This is a genomic window from Pseudomonas sp. Teo4 (assembly GCF_034387475.1).
In the GTDB taxonomy this organism is placed as follows: domain Bacteria; phylum Pseudomonadota; class Gammaproteobacteria; order Pseudomonadales; family Pseudomonadaceae; genus Aquipseudomonas.
In genome coordinates this window covers 339,228-357,327 of the sequence record NZ_JAXCIL010000001.1, presented here as the reverse complement: position 1 = coordinate 357,327, position 18,100 = coordinate 339,228, and the positions used below count along the sequence as shown (strand labels likewise).

The 18,100-nt window shown below is 61.8% G+C and carries 14 protein-coding genes; 10 read left to right on the top strand and 4 right to left on the bottom strand.

The features are described 5' to 3' along the window. Window positions 1-167 precede the first annotated feature (167 nt). The 6 genes from PspTeo4_RS01860 to PspTeo4_RS01835 all read left to right on the top strand — a co-directional run bounded on the left by PspTeo4_RS01860 (window position 168) and on the right by PspTeo4_RS01835 (window position 7,128). Window positions 168-482, top strand: a complete 315-nt coding sequence (locus PspTeo4_RS01860) for a YqjD family protein (protein WP_322362029.1) — start codon at window positions 168-170, stop codon at window positions 480-482. Between the two features lie 9 nt (window positions 483-491). Continuing rightward, complete coding sequence (locus PspTeo4_RS01855) at window positions 492-866, top strand: phage holin family protein (protein WP_322362028.1); 375 nt, start codon at window positions 492-494, stop codon at window positions 864-866. Then, the gene (locus PspTeo4_RS01850; protein WP_322362027.1) at window positions 863-1,192 is read left to right on the top strand and encodes a hypothetical protein; all 330 of its coding nucleotides are present in this window, start codon (window positions 863-865) and stop codon (window positions 1,190-1,192) included. The genes PspTeo4_RS01855 and PspTeo4_RS01850 overlap by 4 nt, the downstream gene beginning before the upstream one ends. Window positions 1,193-1,273: 81 nt before the next feature. Then, entirely contained in the window at window positions 1,274-2,605 is a 1,332-nt protein-coding gene (locus PspTeo4_RS01845; RefSeq protein WP_322362026.1) for a deoxyguanosinetriphosphate triphosphohydrolase, read from the top strand. A gap of 279 nt (window positions 2,606-2,884) precedes the next feature. After that, window positions 2,885-3,505, top strand: a complete 621-nt coding sequence (locus PspTeo4_RS01840; RefSeq protein WP_322362025.1) for a response regulator transcription factor — start codon at window positions 2,885-2,887, stop codon at window positions 3,503-3,505. 8 nt (window positions 3,506-3,513) lie between these two features. Then, complete coding sequence (locus PspTeo4_RS01835; protein WP_322362024.1) at window positions 3,514-7,128, top strand: ATP-binding protein; 3,615 nt, start codon at window positions 3,514-3,516, stop codon at window positions 7,126-7,128. Between the two features lie 35 nt (window positions 7,129-7,163). Here the strand turns inward: PspTeo4_RS01835 and PspTeo4_RS01830 are convergent, their stop codons facing one another. Next, the gene (locus PspTeo4_RS01830; protein WP_054892459.1) at window positions 7,164-7,508 is read right to left on the bottom strand and encodes a YggL family protein; all 345 of its coding nucleotides are present in this window, start codon (window positions 7,506-7,508) and stop codon (window positions 7,164-7,166) included. Window positions 7,509-7,695: 187 nt separating this feature from the next. Between PspTeo4_RS01830 and dacB the strand changes: the two genes are divergently transcribed. Continuing rightward, window positions 7,696-9,159: a D-alanyl-D-alanine carboxypeptidase/D-alanyl-D-alanine-endopeptidase gene (dacB, locus tag PspTeo4_RS01825; RefSeq protein ID WP_322362023.1), complete on the top strand. Its 1,464-nt coding sequence runs from the start codon at window positions 7,696-7,698 to the stop codon at window positions 9,157-9,159. Between the two features lie 205 nt (window positions 9,160-9,364). Here the strand turns inward: dacB and PspTeo4_RS01820 are convergent, their stop codons facing one another. Then, on the bottom strand, window positions 9,365-11,758 hold the full coding sequence (locus PspTeo4_RS01820; protein ID WP_322362022.1) for a diguanylate cyclase: 2,394 nt from the start codon (window positions 11,756-11,758) through the stop codon (window positions 9,365-9,367). 94 nt (window positions 11,759-11,852) lie between these two features. Continuing rightward, window positions 11,853-14,045: a bifunctional 23S rRNA (guanine(2069)-N(7))-methyltransferase RlmK/23S rRNA (guanine(2445)-N(2))-methyltransferase RlmL gene (gene rlmKL / locus PspTeo4_RS01815; protein ID WP_322362021.1), complete on the bottom strand. Its 2,193-nt coding sequence runs from the start codon at window positions 14,043-14,045 to the stop codon at window positions 11,853-11,855. Window positions 14,046-14,605: 560 nt separating this feature from the next. On the opposite strand from rlmKL, the gene rmf reads away from it, so the two are divergent. Beyond that, window positions 14,606-14,821, top strand: coding sequence for a ribosome modulation factor (gene rmf, locus PspTeo4_RS01810; RefSeq protein ID WP_322362020.1), 216 nt, complete (start codon window positions 14,606-14,608; stop codon window positions 14,819-14,821). A 98-nt stretch (window positions 14,822-14,919) separates the two neighbouring features. Here rmf and PspTeo4_RS01805 read toward each other — a convergent pair whose 3' ends face one another. Continuing rightward, window positions 14,920-15,945 carry a quinone-dependent dihydroorotate dehydrogenase gene (locus PspTeo4_RS01805; protein ID WP_322362019.1) on the bottom strand — a complete coding sequence of 342 codons (1,026 nt, stop codon included), beginning with the start codon at window positions 15,943-15,945 and terminating at the stop codon, window positions 14,920-14,922. 126 nt (window positions 15,946-16,071) lie between these two features. On the opposite strand from PspTeo4_RS01805, the gene PspTeo4_RS01800 reads away from it, so the two are divergent. Together PspTeo4_RS01800 and PspTeo4_RS01795 are read left to right on the top strand one after the other, a co-directional pair. Then, the gene (locus PspTeo4_RS01800; RefSeq protein WP_322362018.1) at window positions 16,072-17,286 is read left to right on the top strand and encodes a CmpA/NrtA family ABC transporter substrate-binding protein; all 1,215 of its coding nucleotides are present in this window, start codon (window positions 16,072-16,074) and stop codon (window positions 17,284-17,286) included. An 11-nt stretch (window positions 17,287-17,297) separates the two neighbouring features. Then, the gene (locus PspTeo4_RS01795) at window positions 17,298-17,873 is read left to right on the top strand and encodes an ANTAR domain-containing response regulator (RefSeq protein WP_023379528.1); all 576 of its coding nucleotides are present in this window, start codon (window positions 17,298-17,300) and stop codon (window positions 17,871-17,873) included. Window positions 17,874-18,100: the final 227 nt, after the last annotated feature.

Genomic DNA, 18,100 nt, shown 5'->3' with positions numbered 1-18,100 from the left:
AAGGTTTGTCGGTATCCGCCGGGGTGTCGCCCTGAATCGGCGCAAGGCTCGCGAGCATCGCCCCACGACGTGGCAAACCATAAAGCAAGGCCCATACCAGCGTCGGCAGTGAACCTTTGCCGCGTCCCGTTACTCGAAATTTTCACCAACACTCAAGGGAGAGACCCATGGCCAGCAAATCGGCAAAGACTGCACAAGAGATATTGATGGCTGACTTCCAGGCTCTGGTGCGAGACACCGAAAAGCTGCTCGCCGACACCGCCAACCTGGCGGGCGACCAGGCCGACGAACTGCGCGAACAGATCCACGAACGCCTGACCCAGGCCCGCGAAACCCTGCAACTGACCCAGGATTCGGTACGCGAACGTGGCCAGGCTGCCCTGGGTGCCGCCGAGCAATATGTGCAGGAAAAGCCCTGGCAGGCGATTGGTATCGCTGCGGGCGTTGGCCTGCTGATCGGCCTGCTGGCCAATCGGCGCTAAGGAGCCCCCATGGAGAACGACGCCAACGGCGCCAGCGTGTCAGGCAAGCGCCTGAGCGCGGCCCTGCTCGGCCTGCTGCATAGCCATATCGAACTGTTCGGCATCGAACTGCAGGAACAGAAGGCCCGCACCCTGAGCCTGCTGTTGTTCGCAGGCTTGGCGCTGGTCTTCGCCCTGCTCTTGCTGACAGCCTTGTCCGGGCTGCTGCTGGTGCTGCTGTGGGACAGCTACCGCCTGGCAGGCATCATCGGCCTGTGCGTGTTCTACAGCGTGGCCGCACTGTATTGCGGGCTGCGACTCAAGGCAGCGGTGTTCGACGAATCGTCGCCCTTCAACGCAACGCTTGAAGAGCTGGCCAAGGACCGGGAGCGCCTGTTGCCATGAGCCTGCCTGAATTGCCAAACACCCGAAACCCAAGGGAGCTGCGCAAGGCACTGCTACGGCTGCGCCTGGAAATGCACCGCCAGGAGATTCGCCATGAATCGGCGCAACTGCTCGAACCACTCAAACGCGTACGCGGCCTGGGCGGTTCGTTGCAGGATGGCCTGGGCCTCAAGCACGCACCCCTGTGGGGGCTAGGTGCCGTGGTGGCGCTAGGCTTCCTGACCGGCAAGGGCGTGCGCAGCGGTAATCTGGCCCGCCTGGTGCGACTGGGGGGCAGCCTGCTGCCACTGGTTCGCCTGTTCATGCAGAACAATCGGCGCCCTTGAGGGTTTCAGCATGCGGCTGGCGCTTGCGCCGCCAGCTGCGACACGGGAAGCTATGGCCATCGACCGACAGGAGATCGAGCCTTGGACTGGCACACCCTGCTGACCCGTGAACGCCTGGGCAAAGCCCTCTACAGCCCCGAAGAACTGGGGCGCAGCCCCTTCCACAAGGACCACGACCGGATCATCTTCTCGGGCGCCTTTCGCCGCCTGGGACGTAAGACCCAGGTGCATCCCGTTTCAAGCAATGACCATATCCACACGCGCCTGACGCACTCACTTGAAGTCAGCTGCGTTGGCCGCTCGCTGGGCATGCGGGTAGGTGAAACCCTGCGCGACAGCTTGCCGGACTGGTGCGCCCCCAGCGACCTGGGCATGATCGTGCAGTCCGCTTGCCTGGCCCACGACATCGGCAACCCACCGTTCGGTCACTCGGGCGAAGACGCCATTCGCCACTGGTTCCAGCAGGCCGCAGATCGCGGCTGGCTGGACGACATGAGTGACGATGAAAGGGCCGACTTCCTGAATTTCGAGGGCAATGCCCAAGGTTTTCGCGTCCTCACGCAGCTGGAGTACCACCAGTTCGACGGCGGTACCCGGCTCACCTATGCCACCCTGGGCACCTACCTCAAGTACCCCTGGAGCGCCCGTCACGCAGATGCCCTGGGTTACAAGAAGCACAAGTTCGGCTGCTACCAGAGCGAGCTGCCGCTTCTTGAGCAGATCGCCCGCAAACTCGGCCTGCCGCAGCTTGAGCACCAACGTTGGGCGCGTCACCCGCTGGTCTACCTGATGGAGGCCGCCGACGACATCTGTTACGCGCTGATCGACCTGGAAGACGGCCTGGAAATGGAATTGCTGCAGTACGCGGAGGTTGAAGCCCTGCTGCTTGACCTGGTGGGTGACGACCTGCCAGAAACCTACCGCCAGCTCGGCCCCTCCGATTCACGACGACGCAAGCTGGCAATCCTGCGCGGCAAGGCCATCGAGCACCTGACCAATGCAGCAGCCCGCGCCTTCGTCGACCAGCAGCAAGCGTTGCTCGCCGGGAAACTTCCAGGCGACTTGGTGGAGCACATGCACGGCCCGGCCAAACGCTGTGTGCTGCAGGCCAAGGACATGGCGCGCAACAAGATCTTCCAGGACAAACGCAAGACGCTGCACGAAATTGGCGCCTACACCACACTGGAAATCCTGCTCAACACCTTCTGCGCCGCTGCCCTGGAGCAGCACGGCGGCCGTACACCTTCATTCAAGAGCCGTCGGGTACTCGATCTGATCGGCAACAATGCGCCCGACCCGCATGGATCGCTGCACAGCGCCTTCCTGCGCATGATCGACTTCATCGCAGGCATGACCGACAGCTATGCCAGCGAAATGGCACGGGAAATGACCGGCCGGTCCAGCCCGGTGTGAGTCACGGCAGGGTGGTGCGCAGGAGTACCGCACCACCCTTTTTCGAAAGAAAATTCCTACATGCCGCCGATTATCGCTAAACACTTACTGAATTTTGCAAATATAAAGTTACTAAATCCACTAAACAGTGAACATCACGTTGATTTTTCGTAGCCTTATTTGTTTTTTCCTGTAAGCGATTTCCCATATACCACTAACAGTCACTCCTTGCATGCCCGTTGACTTCCAACTGAGTTAAGGTGCACCTGCCTCCGCCACTAGCCCGCAGGGAAGTTGAACATGCAATCCGTATTCATTGTCGATGACCACCCCGTTATCCGCCTGGCTGTACGCATGCTGCTGGAAAACCAGAACTACAAGATCGTCGGCGAATCGGACAATGGCGTCGATGCCATGCAGAAAATTCGCGACGCCCTTCCCGACCTGGTGATTCTCGACATCAGTATTCCCATGCTCGATGGCCTGGAAATGCTGTCACGTCTCCAGAGCATGGCTTTGCCGCTGAAAGTGCTGGTGCTCACCGCGCAGTCGCCGGCACTGTTTGCGGTGCGCTGCATGCATTCGGGTGCGGCCGGTTACGTGTGCAAACAGGAAGAACTGAGCGAACTGCTGAGCGCCATCAAAGCTGTACTTGCCGGCTACAACTATTTCCCCAGTCAGGCAATGAACAATATCCCGGAAGCTTCGGGCTCCGACTTGAAACTTTTCCGACAAGTTAACGACCGAGAACTCATGGTATTGCAACTATTTGCACAAGGCAGAAGCAACAAGGAAATTGCCCAAGGCATGTTTTTGAGCAACAAGACCGTCAGCACCTATAAAAAACGCCTTATGCAAAAACTCAAGGTCGACACGCTGGTCGACCTGATAGACATGGCCAAACGCAATGCATTGGTCTGAGGCCAGGCATGGCTCGCTACATAGTCTGCATGCTCCTTGCCTTGACCATGATGAGTGCCGCGCAAGCGACGCACCATCAAGCCACCGCCTATGCGTTGCTGCCCCGCTCGGGCACGACTGCGACTCAGCCGCAGCTGACCCCTGAGCAGCAGCTCTGGCTAAAGAACCGTCGCGAACTGGTGCTGGGTACTTCGGCACCGGACTACCCGCCTTTCGACATCACCAGCGGTGGCCGCGACTACCAGGGCCTCACCGCTGAATACGCGAACCTTATCGGCAATGCCCTGAATTTGCCGATAAGAGTCCTGCGCTACCCCCATCGACAGGCAGCGGTCCAGGCATTGAAACGAGGCGAGATCGACCTGCTTGGAAGCGCCAACAGCTACGAAGCGGCAACAGACGGCTTGGTACTGTCACGCCCCTATGCCATCGACCAGCCTGTGCTGGTGACCCGCGAGAATGAAAACCGTGCGCTGGACCGGGGCCTGGATGGCCTGCGCCTGGGCATGCTTTATCATTACCAGCCCGAAAAGAAAGTGCATACGACCTACCCCGAGGCTGAGCTGCTGGCATTCGGCTCATCGTCCCAGGCCCTGTATGCCGTGGCGTTCGGCCAAGCCGACGTGTTCATTGGCGACACGATCTCCACCCATTACCAACTCAACCGAGGCCATCTGCCACGTTTGCGCATGGCCAACTTCAGCCAGCACGAAGCGGTGGGCTTCGGGTTCGCCATACGCCAGGACGACACGACCCTCAGGGAGCTGGTGAACGCCACCCTCGATATCCAGCCCAGCGTCGTGCGCACCAGTATCTTCAAGCGCTGGAGCGCCGGTAGCGACACATTGCTGACTGATCGCGAGCTGCAACTGACACCCGCCGAGGAACACTGGCAACAGGGCCATCCGGTTGTCCGAGTGGCCATCGACGAAACAGCGGCCCCCGTCTCGTTCTTCGATGGATCTGACCGATTTCGGGGGATCACAGCCGACCTTCTGGAACTGGTTCGTCTGCGTACCGGCCTGCGTTTCGAGGTGCAACGCGCCAGCGGTATCGCTGACATGATCAACCGACTCAAGGATGGCCGGGCGGACATGATTGCCACGATCGCCACCGACGGTGTCGATGACACCTCCTTGCGACTCAGCCGCCCGTATCTGGAAAGCGCCTATGTATTGGTCACCCGCGCCCATGAAAAACCACTGGAAACCCTGGAGCAACTCCAGGGGCATCGCATTGCTATAACCCGCTACAGCGCCATGGACAGCTTGCTTTCGCGACGTTATCCGCTGGTGGGCTGGATTGAAACCGAAAGTGCCTTCTATTCCATGGCCCTGCTTCGCAGTGGCGCCGTCGACGCAGTCATCACCACCCTGCTCGACGCCAATCACGCCGTGACCGCCAACAGTGACCTGATCATTCGCAGCTCCATTGACAGCGAACCTGCGAGTTTCGCCATGGCCATTCCAAAAGCGTCGAGCGAACTGGCCTCGATTCTCGATAAAGCGTTGATGAGCATCTCGCCGGAAGAACTGGGTGTTATCAACAACCGTTGGCGCGGCTTCAGTGTCCACGAAGATAACACCTGGCAAGGCTTCCTGCGCCTCGCCGTGCAGATTCTGCTGGGGACCGGCCTGCTACTGTTGCTGGCGCTGGTATGGAATGCCCACCTGCGACGGCAGATCAAACAGCGCCAACTCGTCGAGCGCGCCCTGAACGATCAACTGGCGTTCATGCGCGCGCTGATCAACGGCACACCCCATCCGATGTACGTGCGTGATCGCGAAGGCTGCCTGCAAAGCTGCAACGACAGCTACCTGGAGGCCGTCCAGGCCAGTGCCGATGACGTCATTGGCAAGCGCCTGGAAGACAGCCTGTACGGGGATGGGGAACACACACGACAGATCCAGGCCGACCACCAGCGGGTAATGACCGTGGGCATTCCACTGATCATTGACCGCCCATTGCGGATAAAGGGCCAGGAAATGACCATCTATCACTGGATACTGCCCTATCGAGACTCCTTGGGCGAAGTCCAGGGCATCATCGGCGGCTGGATCGACATCAGCGAGCGGCGTGAGCTGGTACAGGAGTTACGTCAGGCCAAACAGCAGGCCGATGATGCCAACCGCGCCAAAAGCACCTTCCTGGCCACCATCAGCCATGAAATCCGTACACCGATGAACGCGGTCATCGGCATGCTGGAACTGGCCGTCAGGCGCGCGAACCAAGGGCAGATGGACCGCACGGCACTGGAAGTCGCTTACCTTTCCGCCAAGGACCTGCTGGGCCTGATCGGCGACATCCTGGACATCGTTCGCATCGAATCCGGTCATCTGTCGCTGGCACCGGAGCCAGTGGACCTGGCTGCCTTGGTCGAATCGGTGGGGCGCGTGTTCGATGGCCAGGCCCGCCAGAAAAACCTGTCGCTGGACGTTCTGATCGCCGCCGGGGCACGCTGCCACGCGTTGCTCGACCCCCTGCGCTTCAAGCAGGTGCTGTCCAACCTGACCAGCAACGCCATCAAGTTCACGGAGCACGGCCAGGTCCGCATCAGTGTGGATGTGCTTGATGAAGACGCTTCGGGGCTGACCACGCTGGAACTTGAAGTGCGCGACAGCGGTATCGGCATACAGGCCGATGACCTGGACCGTCTGTTCAGCCCCTTTGTCCAGGCCAACCCGCATAGCCAGGGCGCACGAGCCGGCACCGGGCTTGGGCTGGCCATCTGTCGAGATCTTTGCGAAATGATGGGTGGCCAACTGACCATCAAGAGCCTGGAGGGCGTAGGTACCCAAGTCCGCCTGAGCATGCCGTTGCAGCGCGTCGGCTCATCGTCGGATATGGTACTGGCCAACGAGATGGTGGAGACCCCGGACCCAAGACTGAACATTCTGGTCATCGACGACCACCCGGCGAACCTGCTGTTGATGGAACAGCAACTCGGTTACCTGGGGCTCAGTCAGTCGAGCGCCAACAATGGCCCCGAGGGGCTGAAGAAATGGCGCGAAGGCAACTTCGACGTGCTGGTCCTCGATTGCAACATGCCGCACATGAACGGCTACCAGCTGGCCGCAGCGGTACGTGCCGAGGAACAACGAAGCGGGCGAGCGCGTTGCGTGATTCTGGGCTACACCGCCAACGCGCAGCCTGAGGTCAGGGAAAAGTGCCTGAGTGCAGGTATGGATGACTGCCTGCTCAAGCCGATCAGTCTGCGCACCCTGAGCCAGTACCTGGCCGACATCATGCCTCACCAGCCGACGCGAACAGGCGAGCGCCAGCACTTCAGCCTCGATGGCCTGACCGCGATCGTTGGCGATGACGCAAGCGCACGCGATCGCTTTCTCACCACCTTGCTTGAGAGCTTGCGGGAAGACTTGGCGCTACTGATGTACATGGACGCCGAGAAGGACGCGATAGAGATTTCCGAGCAGGCACACAAGATCCTCAGCGCAGCTCGCATGCTCGAAGCGCAGGATTTGATGGAGGCCTGTGAGGCTCTTGAGGAAACCGCCTTGCCAACCGCGTTATTGAAGATTCGGCGACAAGCATTGGCTCGGCATATGCGCCGAGTGGAGAAAGCCCTGGCCCGGCAACTGCAGGTGCCTACCAGGGCTCAATGAGCGGGCCGTCAGCTGGACGGCCCCTCAGATGCGGTTCAGGAAGCCGAGTTGATCGGCTTGTCCGGATACCAGGCATCCAGCAGCGGGCTGACTTCGATCTTGGTCAGTTCGCTGCGGCCTTTGAGCCAGGCTTCGACGGTAGCGCGCTGTTCTTCGCTGACCGAGCCACGCTTGGCCAGGCAGACCAGGCCGAAGTCATCGCCGCCGACATAGTCCAGGCCGTTGGCGTCCATGGCTTCTGCCAGGAAAGCGTCGAGGAAGGCATCGATGGCTTCGTCGGACAGGTCTTCCTTGAAATCCAGGTTCAGTTCGAAACCCAGCTCCTGGAATTCATCCACGCACAGCTTCTTGCGCAGACGACGGGAACGGTTGGTAGCCATGAAACAATCCTCTTGAGTAATAACGCGCGGCACTTTAACAGTTTCCACGCGCCAGCGGCGCTTTTCCGTTGAACCGTAGCCCATGTAGGTCGCGCTTGGGGCATAATGCGCACTTGTATGTCGTCTGGGGCCATCACCTTGTACAGCCCCGCTATTATTCCCCTCGTCCGCAGGGTACTTATCGCACATGATCAAATCGCTCCGTCCCCTTGTCCTCGCCGGCCTGCTTCTGCCACTGGCTCTGCCCAGCCAGGCCGCAGCCGTCAACACCACACTGCCCCCCAAGGTCCAGCAGGCCCTCAAAGCCAACAAACTGCAAGACTCGGCGCTGTCGCTGGTCATGCTGCCACTGGACGGGCCTGGCAACCCCACCGTATTCAATGCCGATGTTTCGGTGAATCCGGCCTCGACCATGAAACTGGTCACCACCTACGCCGCCCTTGAGCTGCTTGGGCCGACCTTCCAGTGGAAAACCGAATTCTTCACCGATGGCACCCTGAGCAATGGCGTGCTCAACGGCAACCTGTACCTCAAAGGCGGCGGCGACCCGAAGCTGAACATGGAAAAGCTGTGGCTGCTGATGCGTGACCTGCGTGCCAACGGCGTACGTACCATCACCGGCGACCTGGTGCTGGACCGTAGCCATTTCGTGCAGCCCAACCTGCCCCAGTTCAACGATGACGGCGGCGACGTCAACAAGCCTTTCCTGGTCAAACCCGATTCGCTGCTGGTCAACCTCAAAGCCCTGCGCTTCGTCGCCCGCAACGATGGCGGCAAGGTGACAATCGCCGTCGAGCCGCCGATCGCCAGCATCCGTATCGACAACCAGGTCAAAGCGGTGGCATCCAAACAGTGCAGCGGCGATGTGCGCTACAACCCGGTGCCCCAGCCTGACGGCATGAGCGTGGTGGTCAGCGGCCAGCTCGGCGACGGCTGCAACTCGCAAACCTACCTTTCCCTGCTGGATCACCCGACCTACGCGGCCGGAGCCGTGCGGGCGATCTGGAATGAACTGGGCGGCAGCATCCAGGGTCGCGACCGCATCGAGAACGTACCCAAGAGTGCGCGCCTGCTGGCCCGGGCCTTCTCCCCCGATCTGGTGGAAGTCATCCGCGACATCAACAAGTACAGCAACAACACCATGGCCCAGCAGCTGTTCCTGAGCATTGGTGCGCAGTTCCGCACCGATGCCGATGGCGACGATGCCCGCGCGGCCCAACGCGTGGTGCGTCAGTGGCTGGCGAAAAAAGGCATCACTGCGCCGCACCTGGTCATGGAGAACGGCTCGGGCCTGTCCCGCGCGGAACGGGTGAGCACCCGTGAGATGGCGGCCTTGCTCCAGGCGGCCTGGAAAAGCCCCTACTCCGCCGAGTTCATCAGCTCCATGCCGCTGGTGGGCATGGACGGCACCATGCGCAAGCGCCTGAAGCGCACCGCCATGACCGGCGAGGCCCATATCAAGACCGGTACGCTGAACACCGTACGCGCTATCGCCGGCTTCAGCCGCGACAGCAACGGAAACACCTGGGCGGTGGCGGCGATCCTCAACGATCCGAAACCATGGGGCGCTTCGCAGGTGCTGGATCAGGTATTGCTTGACCTGTATCGCCAGCCCAAGCTTGCTAACAGCACGGCGTCTACCGCGCCCTGACCAGCGCCGCTCCTGCATGCGCCGTGCGGGCCTTGCAGGAGCACCTGTCTTGTGTCGCCTTCACCGGCCTCATCGCCGCGGTTCGTCGCCACGGCAAGCCGGCTCCCACACGCACAGCGCAGACCTCAAGAATTGCGCAATCTCTGTGGGAGCCGGCTTGCCGGCGATGCAGACAACACGGTACATGGCACCGCGCACCAGCAGCTCAAACCAGCTCGGTCTCGACCCGATCCCGCCCCGCCTGCTTGGCCGCATAAACACCGGCATCCGCCCGCAGCAACAACGCATCTGCCGCCTCGCCCGGACGCCAGCCGGCCACTCCGAAACTCGCCGTCACCCTGCCGACGCCTTCGACCGGCACATTGCGCACCCCCTGCCACAGCTCAAGCGCCAACCGGTAAGCCTGGTCGGCATTGCTTCCCGGGCACAGCACCATGAACTCCTCGCCACCCAAACGGCAAAATACGTCAGTGCGCCGCAAGCGGTTGCCGATGCGCTGGCACAGACTGCGCAACACATGGTCACCCACTGCGTGGCCGAACTGGTCGTTGATCCGTTTGAAATGGTCAATGTCGAGCATGATCACTGCCATGTCCTGATCATCACGCTGGGCACGCTCAAGCTCCACCTTGAGCCTTTCCTGGAAGTAGCGGCGGTTGTGAATACCGGTGAGGGCATCAGTCACCGACAGGGTTCTTAGCTCCTCTTCCACACGTTTGAGGTCGGAAATGTCGGTGAGGTATCCGTGCCAAAGCGTGCAGCCCTGATCACCCACTTCAGGCGTCGCCTCGCCCCGCACCCAGCGCAGCCCCGCACGCGGCAGGCAGACACGATACTCCTCGCGCCAGGGCGTGAGGTGCTCGGCCGAATAGAGCACCGACCGACGCACTCGCTCCAGGTCATCGGGGTGAATACGTTCGAACACTTTCGATGCATCTTCACGCAGCAACTGAAGATCCACTTCATAGATGTCGTAGAGTCCCTGGCTGGAATACGGGAAGCATGAGCGGCCATCGGCATCCAGCCGGTACTGGTAGATCCCGCCCGGCACTTCGGCACTGAGCTTTTCCAGCAGCCTGTCGCGCAGTGCCAACGCCTCATGCACACGACGCCGCTCGGTGACATCGATGCAGATCGCCAGATAGCCGACCCACAGCCCCTGCTCGTCAAGCACTGCGGTGACCAGCATGTTGGCCAGCAACTGGCTGCCATCCTTGCGGCGCAGGGTCCACTCCCCTGGCTCCCCGCCTGCCTCCTGTACCGTTTCGGCGAACATGGCCTGGCCGCCGTCGATATCCCGCCCATAACGCACACTCAGCGCATGGGCGCGTTGCTGCAGTTCCTGGGGCAGGACCAGATCCTCCAGCCTCAGATGTCCGACCGCCTCGCTGGCCGAATACCCCAGCATCCGTTCGGCGCCAGCGTTGAACGTAGTGATGACACCCTTGAGACTGGTGGCGATGATCGCCACCTGGGTCGCCGCATCCAATACGCTGCGCAGTTGGTTGTGGGTGCCACGCAGCGTCTGCTCGCTCACCCGCAATTCAGCGGTGCGCTGCTCGACCAGGGCAAGTGCCCGCTGCCGCTGGCTGAACAAGCTGTAGAGCAAGGCACTGAGCAATACACTCAGCAACCCACCCAACAGGCCGACCCCAAGCGCCGCCGAAGAGCGGTTGGCGTTGAGGAAGGCCTGGCTGGGCCGGATATCGATCTGGTAGTGGTGGTCGGCCAGATGCAACAACTGGCTGCTGGCCAACTGCAGTGGTGCCACCGGGTTCTGCGAGTCGAACAGCACTTCCTGACCACCGGCCCCGGTGGGGTCGACGATACGCACCACCAGATTGTCGTTGGCCACAGCCGGCAGGCCTTCGGTGATCAACTGCCGCATGCTCAGCAGCGCCATGACGTAGCCCACCGGCGGGCCGTTGGCCGCAGCATCGGAGAACACCGGCGCCACCATCAACACCCCCCGGGTGTAGTCCGCCGCGACATTGATCATGTTCAGCGGCGGCGATACCGCCATGCTGCCCGGCACCACTGCACGCGCAAGCGTCGCTTCGCGGTCAGGCTGGCTACGCAGGTCCAGCCCGTATGGTTGGCCCTGCAGACTGGCAGCCTGGGTATAGAGCACCGGAAAGTAATGGTCGCGCGAAGGCGCTGGATGCCAATTGCCTTGGGCATCCAGTTCGCGAATCTGGTAATCCTGGCCTAGCCAGGCCCGGGCACGGCGTTCGAACTCACCGCGCTGCGCCGCTTCCACTCGAGGGGCCCAGGAGTAAGCTTGGGTCCGCAGCAGCAACGGCCGCGCATAGCCATCGAATTCAACGGGGGTGACTTCGTTGGAAAAGCTGAAGAAACGCCGCAGGCCGTCCAGGCGCTGCTGCTGGTCTTCGAAACGTTCGGCAATACGGCTGTAACGCTCACTGGCCAGCAACTCGAAACGCTGGCGCAGTTGCTGTTTGTAAAACGTCTGCGCGGCCAAAGCCAAGGCGGCCGACAATAGACCACCCGCCACCAACGCCACCAATGCCAAGGCCCAGGCAGGCACTACTTCCCTGCACAGGGCGAGGAACCTCGCACGCACGCCACACTTGGACATAAAGCAATCTCGTCACGTCAGCGTCCTGCGAATTTTCCAGCCCTGCGTTCATTTATAGCTATTGGCCATCAGCCGCGCAACGTCCCTTGTCGCATCAGCGCAATTGCAGGCGCCAGGCGCGGTGAATGCGGCTGTTACGGGCGAAATCCGGGTCCAGAGTCTGGGCAGTGATCTCCTCCACCACATAGCGCGTGGCCAGGTGTTCATCCAGCTGGAACTTGCGGAAGTTGTTGGAGAAATACAGCACGCCACCAGGCGCAAGACGCGCCATGGCCAGGTCGAGCAACTGCACGTGGTCACGCTGCACGTCGAACACCCCTTCCATCCGCTTGGAGTTGGAGAAGGTCGGCGGGTCGATGAAGACCAAGTCGTAGCTGTCGCGGTTGCCCTCCAGCCACGCCATCACATCGCCCTGCTCCAGACGGTTGCGCTCGGAGAAACCATTGAGCGACAGGTTGCGACGCGCCCAGTCGAGGTAGGTTTTCGACAGGTCGACGCTGGTGGTGCTACGCGCACCGCCCTTGGCCGCATGCACGGTCGCTGTAGCGGTATAGCAGAACAGGTTGAGGAAGCGCTTGCCAGCCGCCTCGCGCTGGATGCGCATGCGCATCGGGCGGTGGTCGAGGAACAGGCCGGTGTCCAGGTAGTCGGTGAGATTGACCAGCAGCTTGACGCCACCTTCGCTGACTTCCTGGAAGCGACCCTCGGTGGCCTGGCGCTCGTACTGGCGCGTGCCGCTTTGCCGTTCACGGCGCTTGAGCACAACGCGCTGAGGGTCGATACCCAGAGCCTGCGGGATCGCCGCCAAGGCATCGAGCAGCCGCGACTGGGCTTTTTCCGGGTCGACCGAGCGAGGTGCCGCATACTCCTGAACGTGCACCCAGTCCTGATACAGGTCTACCGCCAGGGCGTACTCAGGCATGTCGGCATCGTACAGGCGATAGCAGCTCACCTGCTCACGACGCGCCCACTTGCCCAGCTGTTTCAGGTTTTTTTGCAGACGATTGGCGAACATCTGCGCACCTTCCGAGAGGCGTGCAGGCTCGCTGGCCATCGGAGCCTGGCGGCCGGCATCGGCGTCGTCAGCCTGCGCTTCGCGGCGCTCGCCGGTGACGAACTGATCAGGCTGCACCTTGAACAGCAGCAGCTTGCACGGCAACGCGCCGTTCCAGAACGCATACTGCTTGTGGCTGCGGATGCCCATGCGCTTGCCCAGTTCGGGCGCACCGGTGAACACCGCCGCTTCCCAGCCCATGCAGGCCTGGCGCAGACGCTCACCGAGGTTCTGGTAGAGGTACAGCAGGCTGGCTTCGTCGCCCAGACGCTCGCCATACGGTGGGTTGCTGATGACCAGGCCCTTCTGATTCTGGTCGGGGCGCGGCTCGAAGCTGGTGACTTCACCCTGATAGATCTTCACCCAGTCGCCCAGGCCGGCACGCTCGACGTTGTTACGACCCGGCTGAATCAGCCGAGGATCGGCCTCGTAGCCGCGAATCCACAGAGGCGGCTTGGCCAACCCGGCCTCGGCACGGGCCTGTGCCTGCTCCTGCACCTTGCGCCACAACGCCGGGACATGGCCGAGCCAGTTGCTGAAGCCCCAGCGTTCGCGCTTGAGGTTGGGGGCGATGTCGGCAGCGATCATCGCCGCTTCCACCAGGAAGGTACCCACACCGCACATCGGGTCGGTCAGGGCGCCGCCCTCAGCGGCAATGCGCGGCCAGCCGGCACGAATCAGCACCGCCGCTGCCAGGTTTTCCTTCAGCGGCGCAGCGCCTTGCTGCAGGCGGTAGCCGCGCTGGTGCAGGCTGTGGCCGGACAGATCGAGCGACAGGATCGCTTCACCACGGTCCAGACGCAGGTGCACGCGCACATCAGGGTCGACCTTTTCCACCGAAGGGCGCAGACCTTCACGGTTTCGCAACTTGTCGACGATGGCGTCCTTGACCTTGAGCGCACCGAAGTGGGTGTTGTCGATACCCGAACCATGGCCACTGAACTCAACCGCCAAGGTGCCGTCGGCAGCGAGGTGATCAGCCCAATCCACCGCGTGCACGCCGTCGTAGAGGTCATCGGCATTCTTCATGCCGAAGCGCTTGAGCACCAGCAGCACCCGGTTGGCCAGGCGCGACCAGATGCACAGGCGGTAGGCGGTTTCCATGTCGGCGGCGCCGCGAATGGCCGAGGTGTGCTCGCGCACCTCCTCAAGGCCCAGGCCTTTGGCCTCTTCGGCGAGCAGGCCTTCCAGGCCTTTGGGGCAGGTGAGATAAAGTTCGAAACGGTCCGACATGTGTATTCCAGAGCCTTGGGCTAGATAAGTGACGTTGCGACGCATCGCCCCGCCGATGTTTGCCCGAACACCTTTCCAGCAGATGTCCGGGTGGCCTTCCCTGCTCTACATGAGCCGGAAACAGGCCGGGCCGCCTGACCGATCGGCCCCTCGTCAGCAACGAGGACAGCTTAGATCATCAAGCAGTACAAAAAATGCCAGCGCCTTGGGGGCAAATGTGACCCTTCGTCGCATTACTAGATATTTCTGTCATCACACAGCAGCGCTGGCGAAATGACGTCAATGATCGGCAAACGCCGATCATAGCGGCCTTAACCCCAAACAAGGTTGAGTCGCATTTATTTACTTATCCCCTCACCCTCAGAAAGGTTACGTCCTTATGACAAATCGATCATTCACACGGTGACTCGCATTCGTTAGAACTGGTCTCAGGCCGCATCGCAACGAAGCGGCACCTTCAGCTCGCGACGCCGGCAGCGAGCGCACACCGGCAGAAAGACTCTGCCCGGCCTCGGAGAGGCCGACGGGACATTACAGTCAACAAGTGAGGTCTACACCTTATGAAGAGATGTAAGCGTGATCCGTTGGAAAGAGCATATTCACGTGGTTACCAATATGGGGTCACCGGCAAATCCCGCGAGCTTTGCCCCTTTAATCTTCCTTCAGTTCGCCAAGCCTGGATCAACGGCTGGCGTGAAGGTCGCGGTGATAACTGGGACGGAATGACTGGCACCGCTGGCATCCATAGACTCAACGAAAATCACGCCGTTGGCTGAAAGAGGACACTGAATTCGATTTACCATGCGCGCCCTATCCGGGCGGCGGGCTAAGGCCCAGGGGCCCCTTTCAAGGGGCCCTTTTTTATGCCTTCGTTTTATGCACGCGGCATGGCGGCGATGGCATCCACGGCTTCACGAATCAGCGCTGGGCCTTTGTAGATGAAGCCTGAGTAGATCTGCACCAGGCTGGCGCCAGCAGCGATCTTCTCTGCGGCGTGACGGCCTTCGGTAATACCGCCCGCGGCAATGATAGGCAGCTTGCCGGCCAGCTCCCCCGCCAGCACCTTCACGGTGTGCGTGCTCTTTTCCAGCACCGGAGCGCCCGACAGGCCGCCAGCCTCCCCGCCATAAGGCAGCCCTTCGACGCCTTCACGGCTCAGGGTGGTGTTGGTGGCGATCACCGCGTCCATGCCCGATTCGATCAAGGCAGCCGCCACCTGGGCGGTTTCCTCGTCGCTCATGTCCGGCGCGATCTTGATGGCCAGCGGTACGCGCCTGCCATGCTCGACCGCCAATTGCTCGCGACGCTCAGCCAGGGTGTCGAGCAACTGCTTGAGCGAGTCGCCGAACTGCAGGCTGCGCAGGCCGGGGGTGTTCGGCGAGCTGACATTGACTGTGATGTAGCTGGCTTCGCGATAAACCTTTTCAAGGCAGATCAGGTAGTCATCGACCGCACGCTCCACCGGGGTATCGAAGTTCTTGCCGATGTTGATACCCAGCACGCCCTGGTAGCGCGAAGCACGAACACGTTCGAGCAAGTGATCGACGCCCAGGTTGTTGAAGCCCATGCGGTTGATGATTGCCGTCGCTTCCGGCAGACGGAACAGACGCGGCCTCGGGTTGCCCGGCTGCGGACGCGGGGTCACGGTGCCGATTTCGACGAAGCCGAAGCCCAGCTGGGCGAAGCCGTCGATGGCCGCACCGTTCTTGTCCAGGCCGGCGGCCAGGCCTACCGGGTTGGCAAAGTTCAAGCCCATGACGGTCACCGGCAACGCCGCTGGCTGCTTGCACAGCAGGCCGTTGAGACCGAGACGGCCACCGGCGCCGATCAGGTCCAGTGACAGGTCGTGGGAGGTTTCCGGGGAAAGCTTGAACAGCAGCTGGCGGGCCAGGGTATACATGGGCGGGCAAGACTCGCGGTGAGTGAGGGGGCGATTATAGCCAGCGCGCGCCCGGCATGACAGGGCCTTGGCACATGCGTTGCTTCGAAAGCCCGTACAGCCTATTCAGTACGGGCGAGGAACCTTGTGAACACAGTACCCCCGGCAATGCCTCTGGCGTGGGTGAACGGCAGTGATGCGCCGGAAAAGCCCAGCCTCGATATCGGTTTCATGGCCCTGACCGACTGCGCCTCGGTGGTGGTCGCCGCTACCCAGGGCTTCGCTCAGCAATACGGACTGACCCTGAACCTCCATCGCCAAGGCTCCTGGGCGGGTCTTCGCGACAAACTGGTCAGCGGCGAGCTGGATGCCGCGCATTGCCTGTACGGCCTGATCTACGCGGTACACCTGGGGATCGGCGGCGTACCGACCAGCCCCATGGCAGTGCTCATGGGTTTGAACCAGAACGCCCAGGCCATCAACCTGTCGCCCTCCCTGCAACGCAAGGGCGTGACCAACCCTGAAGCACTGGCGCGCCTGGTGCACCAGCATGGCGCACGCCTGACCTTTGCCCAGACCTTCCCCACCGGCACCCATGCCATGTGGCTGTATTACTGGCTGGCGAGCCAGGGCATTCACCCACTCGAAGACGTCAACAGCGTGGTGGTGCCGCCCGCACAGATGGCCGCGCATATCCAGGCGGGTCGAATCGACGGTTTCTGTGTCGGCGAACCATGGTCGGCCGACGCCGTGGCCAAAGGCCAGGGCTTTACCTTGGCAACCAGCCAGTCGATCTGGCCGGACCATCCGGAAAAAGTCCTGGGCTGTGCCCGCGCCTTCGCCGAGCAGTACCCCAACAGCGCCCGCGCACTGGTCAAGGCAATACTGGCCGCCAGTCGCTTTATCGAGCAAAGCCCGGAGAACCGCCGAGGCACGGCGCAACTGCTCAGCGGCAGCGCCTACCTGGACACGCCACTGGAATGCGTCGAGCCGCGCCTGCTTGGCGACTACCAGGACGGCCTGGGCAACCACTGGCAGGACCGCCACGCGCTGCGCCTGTTCGACGAGGGCCGGGCCAACCTGCCTTATTTGTCCGACGGCATGTGGTTCATGACCCAGTTCCGCCGCTGGGGCCTGCTACGAGAAGACCCCGACTACCTTGCCGTAGCCCGCCAGGTGCAACAACTAGACTTGTATCGAGAAGCCGCAAATGCCGTGGGCGTACCCTGCGCCATACCCGACATGCGCAGCAGCCTGCTGATCGACGGCACCCGCTGGGACGGCAGCGACCCCCACGCCTACGCCCGCAGCTTCCACCTGCACGCCCTGGGTGATGCGCCCAGCGCCCGCATCGGTCTGTGAGGGTGACGAACATGCTGCGCATCCTGCTGATCGATGACACACAGAAAAAAGTCGGCCGCCTCAAGGCCGCACTCAGCGAAGCCGGCTTTGAGGTTATCGAAGCCCCAGGGCTGACCATCGACCTGCCCGCTTGCGTCGAAACGGTGCACCCGGACGTGGTGCTGATCGACACCGACTCGCCCGACCGCGATGTGATGGAGCAAGTGGTACTGGTCAGCCGCGACCAGCCACGGCCCATCGTGCTGTTCACCGACGAACATGACCCCGGCGTGATGCGCCAGGCGATCAAGGCAGGAGTCAGCGCCTACATCGTCGAGGGCATCCATGCCGCGCGACTGCAGCCGATTCTGGACGTGGCCATGGCCCGTTTTGAAAGCGACCAGGCGCTCAAGGCCCAGCTGCTGGCGCGTGACCAGCAACTGGCCGAGCGCAAACGCATCGAACAGGCCAAAGGCCTGCTGATGAAGATGAAGGACTGCAACGAGGAACAGGCCTACACGCTGATGCGCCGCCAGGCCATGAGCCGCCAGCAGAAGCTGATCCAGGTGGCCGAGCAGATCATCGCCATGCACGAGATGCTCGGCTAGCTAACGATCTCCGGCAAAGCCGGCTCCCACAAGGACCGCGGCGACCTCAAGATCACCGCAGTACTTGTAGGAGCCGGCTTGCCGGCGATGAGGCCGGTACAGGCGACAAGACAGCTGCCCCACAAACCGAACGATTAACGCAGATGTAAAGCTGGCCCATCTTTTGCTGAGTATTTCCTACCGGTAGCCAACGGCGGTTGCCCACATATCCCGACAAAGACGTCGCC